Annotated in this window: 3 protein-coding genes and 1 pseudogene; 1 reads left to right on the forward strand and 3 read right to left on the reverse strand. The window is 71.8% G+C overall.

All coding sequences use genetic code 11. From position 1 onward, the window contains the following. Nucleotides 1-776: pseudogene (locus WEB03_RS06090) on the reverse strand (hypothetical protein); the annotation flags it as partial. 552 nt (nucleotides 777-1,328) lie between these two features. On the opposite strand from WEB03_RS06090, the gene WEB03_RS06095 reads away from it, so the two are divergent. Next, the gene (locus WEB03_RS06095) at nucleotides 1,329-2,066 is read left to right on the forward strand and encodes a hypothetical protein (protein WP_368070062.1); all 738 of its coding nucleotides are present in this window, start codon (nucleotides 1,329-1,331) and stop codon (nucleotides 2,064-2,066) included. On the opposite strand, the gene WEB03_RS06100 is transcribed toward WEB03_RS06095, so the two are convergent. Continuing rightward, entirely contained in the window at nucleotides 2,060-2,545 is a 486-nt protein-coding gene (locus WEB03_RS06100) for a transcriptional regulator (RefSeq protein ID WP_368070063.1), read from the reverse strand. The genes WEB03_RS06095 and WEB03_RS06100 overlap by 7 nt on opposite strands. Before the next feature lie 12 nt (nucleotides 2,546-2,557). Beyond that, entirely contained in the window at nucleotides 2,558-3,514 is a 957-nt protein-coding gene (locus WEB03_RS06105) for an NAD-dependent epimerase/dehydratase family protein (RefSeq protein ID WP_368070064.1), read from the reverse strand. Nucleotides 3,515-3,657 lie beyond the last annotated feature (143 nt).

A 3,657-nucleotide genomic window follows, 5' to 3' on the forward strand; every position in this document is an offset into this window, starting at 1 on the left:
TCGGCGACGTGCACCGACAGCGTGGCGACGCGTTCGGAGTGGCCCCGGGTGTAGAGGTCCTTGACCTCGATGGCCGTCACGAACGAGCGCACGAGGCGGTCGTAGGCCTCGTCGGTGCGCTGGAAGGCCAGCAACCCGGAGCGGGCCACGAAGACGGGCAGGGCGAGCAGGGCGAGCAGGACCGGCCCGATCCCACCGGCGCGCAGCAGCGTCGCGGCGAGGATCGCGATGCCGACGTAGGGACCCTGCAACCACCCGACCTGCAGGACCGACCGCAGGGCACTGCGCACGGGCTCGCCGCTCGACAGCGCCACGACCACACCGACGAGCGCGTTGTTCACCAGCACGTAGACGACCGAGGCGACCGCGATCGCGACGATGGTCATCGGTGCCGGGAAGCTCGACCCGGTCAGCATCACGACGAGCTGGTAGCTCGCACCCGCGACCGCAGCGGACACCGCGAGTTGGCCGCAGTTGAACGAGACGCGCAGCAGTCGCTGATCCTTAGCCTGCAGCGCGAACAGTGGCAACACCCCCACGGTGGCGACGACCGCGAGGGCGATGCCCCCGTGGAGGATCGCGATCAGGACCACGAGGTTCGACAGCGACACCTGCACGTCGTCGCGCAGGTTCGAGCGGAGGTACTCGGTCAGCCCGAACGCGGCCGCGAACAGGACCGCGGTCCACCCCGGCGCGACGATGACGGCCGGCACGAAAACCGCGAGACCGAGCGTCGCGACCACGGCGACGTAGACGGTCAGGTGGTCGGCACGCACGGCTCGCTCCTGGACGCCCCCGTCGGGCATCGATCCCGAGGAGCGAGCGGTGGGCGGAGGAGGCCCGGCCTCTCACGCTGTCAACGCATCCAGCTGGTGCTGGCGCCAGACGACAGCACGAGCGTCGCCAGGGCCGACAGCGCGACGAACAGACGCTTGGTCATGTCGTACCTCCATCGAGATCGTTCCCGAGCCGTCGTCTCCGCTAATCGGACGACGGACCGTTCCGCTCCGCTCGATGGCGCACGGCTGTGAGCCGGTACCTCGTCGGTGCTGTGGTGCACGTGGTGCTGTGGTGCGAAGGTCTTGCCTGAGCCGTCTCCGACCCGGTCGATCCACGGTCCGGTTCACCCGGTCCGCGCGGACCTCCTCCGCTCACCGCTCGCTCTTCGGTTGTCAACCGACACATCATCCACACCGGCAACACCAACCACGCGGTAGAGGCGTTCAGCGCTCGATAACGGGCGCTGAACGCACGCGACCCGTCTGGTTCCGGCTCACGCGCCCGGACGGCGGTGACCGTTACGCTGCGGCGACCCGCCGAGCGGCGGGGTGGACGACGACGAAGGGCTCGCCGTGATCGACGCGGGGGAGGGCACGCCCCTCCCGACGCTCTTCACCCTCCGCACCGACCTGCACGATCCCGAGCGGCGTGCCGACGTCGAGAGCTGCCTCGCGTCGATCCCGGGGGTGCTCGGTGCCAGGATCGTGGCGGGCTTCGAGCGCGAGGTCGACGAGCTCCACGTCGTCACCACCCTCGACCGCGCCCCGAAGCAGACCGTCCGCGACGTGCAGACGCTGCTCATGGCTCGCTTCGGGGTGACCACCGACCACCGGGTGGTGTCGGTCGTCCAGCTCGACGAGGACCCCGAGGCGGTCATCGACCCGCCCGGCCCCGCGTTCGTCCCGCGCATCACCGTCGGACGCATCACCGTCACCCACGCCGGACCGGAGGCCCACATCGAGGTCACCCTCCGTCGAACGGGCGAGATCCTGACCGGCCAGGCCGAGGGGAACGACACCGCCGCGGGACGCCGAGCCGCGGTCGGCCGCGCCACGCTGGCCGCCCTCGCCCCGGTGCTCGGCGACAGCAAGGCCGTCGAGCTGCGGGGCTGCGAGGTCGTCGAGCTGCTCGATCACCGCATCGCGCTGACGGTGGTGCAGCTGCGCACCCCGCAGGGGGAGCGGACGGTGTCGGGCAGCGCGCTGGTCCGCGACGCCACGGCTGACGCCGTCGTGCGCTCCGTCCTCGACGCGCTCAACCGCACGGCGGACGCGGGAGCTCACTGACCCGGCGGGTCCTCCAGCTGGTCGTCGCCGGCGATCACGCCGATCACACGGAGCTGCGCGACCAGCTCGGTGACCGTCGCGGCCTGGATGGCCGCGATGGCACGGAGGTCCTCGCCCCGGACCGACAGCACGCGTCGGTTGTAGTCACCGCGCTGCTGTTGGATCGATGCGCAGTACCGGCGGAGCCCCGACCACGCTTCACCGAGCTCGGCGAGGCGAGGCAGATCGAGGACGATCCCGCCATCGGCACGTGGTGGCGGCGCCGTCTCGCCCGGGAGGACGTCCGCAGCGCTCACCCCGTAGAAGTCGGCGAGTTCGAGCAGGCGCGTGGCCGAGATGTTCCGGTCGCCGCGCTCGTAGGAGCCCACCACCGCGGCCTTCCACCGGCCCTCGGAGCGTCGCTCGACCTCCTGGAGCGACAGCCCCTGCTCGACGCGGATGCGCCGGAGTCGCTCGCCCACCTCGCTCGAGTACGTCACCGCACCTCCATCTCAGCGTTCGGTCGCGGCGGCCCACGCCAGGGTCGCGGCGAGGCCTTCCTCGAGCGTGGTCCAGGGTTTCCAGCCGAGCTCACGCGCTGCCCGCGAGCTGTCCACGGCGCTGTGGCGGATCTCGCCGGGCCGCGCGGCGGCGGGGGTCGCTTCGTGGGGGTACTCGGTCGCCGCTGCGAGGGCGCGGAAGAGCTGGTTGATGCTGATCCGTTCCCCGGTCCCGATCGTGAAGCGCTCATCGTCCCCGCGATCCGCCGCCAGGACGAAGGCGTGCACCACGTCGTCCACGAACACGAAGTCGCGGGTCTGTTCCCCGTCACCGTGGATCGTGACCGGCTGCCCCGCGAGCATCCGCCCGACGAAGGTGGCGACGACCCCACCTTCGCCCGCGGTGGTCTGTCCCGGGCCGTACACGTTGGCGAGGGTCAGCGCCGTCCAGCTCACCCCGTGCAGGGCCTGGTAGGTCGCCAGGTAGGTCATGGCGGCGCGCTTGCTGGCCCCGTAGGGCGACAGCGCCGGATCGAGGAACGACTCACCGACCGGGAGCTGGTCCTCGCGCGGCTCCCCGTAGGACCCGATGGAGCTGGCGTAGATGATCTTGCGGACCCCACCTCGCGCCGCGGCCTCGCAGACGGCGACGGTGCCGAGCACGTTGGTGGTCGCATCGGCGAGGGGGTCCTCGACGCTGCGGCGGACGTCGACCTGGGCAGCGAGGTGGTAGATCAGCTCGGGCCGGAGTCGCTCGACGAGGGGGGTGAGCCCGCCGGCGGTGACGTCGAGCCGATCGAACTCGAAGCGGCCGGGGTGGCGGTCACGGGCCTCGCTGAGGTTGGCGAGCGAGCCGGTGGACAGGTCGTCGACCCCGACCACGCGACGACCGTCCTCGAGCAGTCGCCGCACCAGGTTGGACCCGATGAAGCCGGCGGCGCCGGTCACGACGACGGGGCGGTCGGACATCGGGGCGGGTCCTCGGATCGGCGCGGGCCGCGGCCGCGGCGGACGCTGAGGCTAGTCGAGGGTCAGGCCCCCTCAGGGGCGTCGCCGCCGGGGACATCGCCGCGACGCAAGGTGGCCTGGATACGCGCGACGAGCTCGCTCGG

It is taken from the genome of Nitriliruptor sp., from assembly GCF_040882075.1.
In the GTDB taxonomy this organism is placed as follows: Bacteria; Actinomycetota; Nitriliruptoria; order Nitriliruptorales; family Nitriliruptoraceae; genus Nitriliruptor.

What these genes read in the sequence shown, in the direction of transcription:
- WEB03_RS06105 (WP_368070064.1), bottom strand. Translation starts at nt 3,514, where the DNA reads ATGTCCGACCGCCCCGTCGTCGTGACCGGCGCCGCCGGCTTCATCGGG.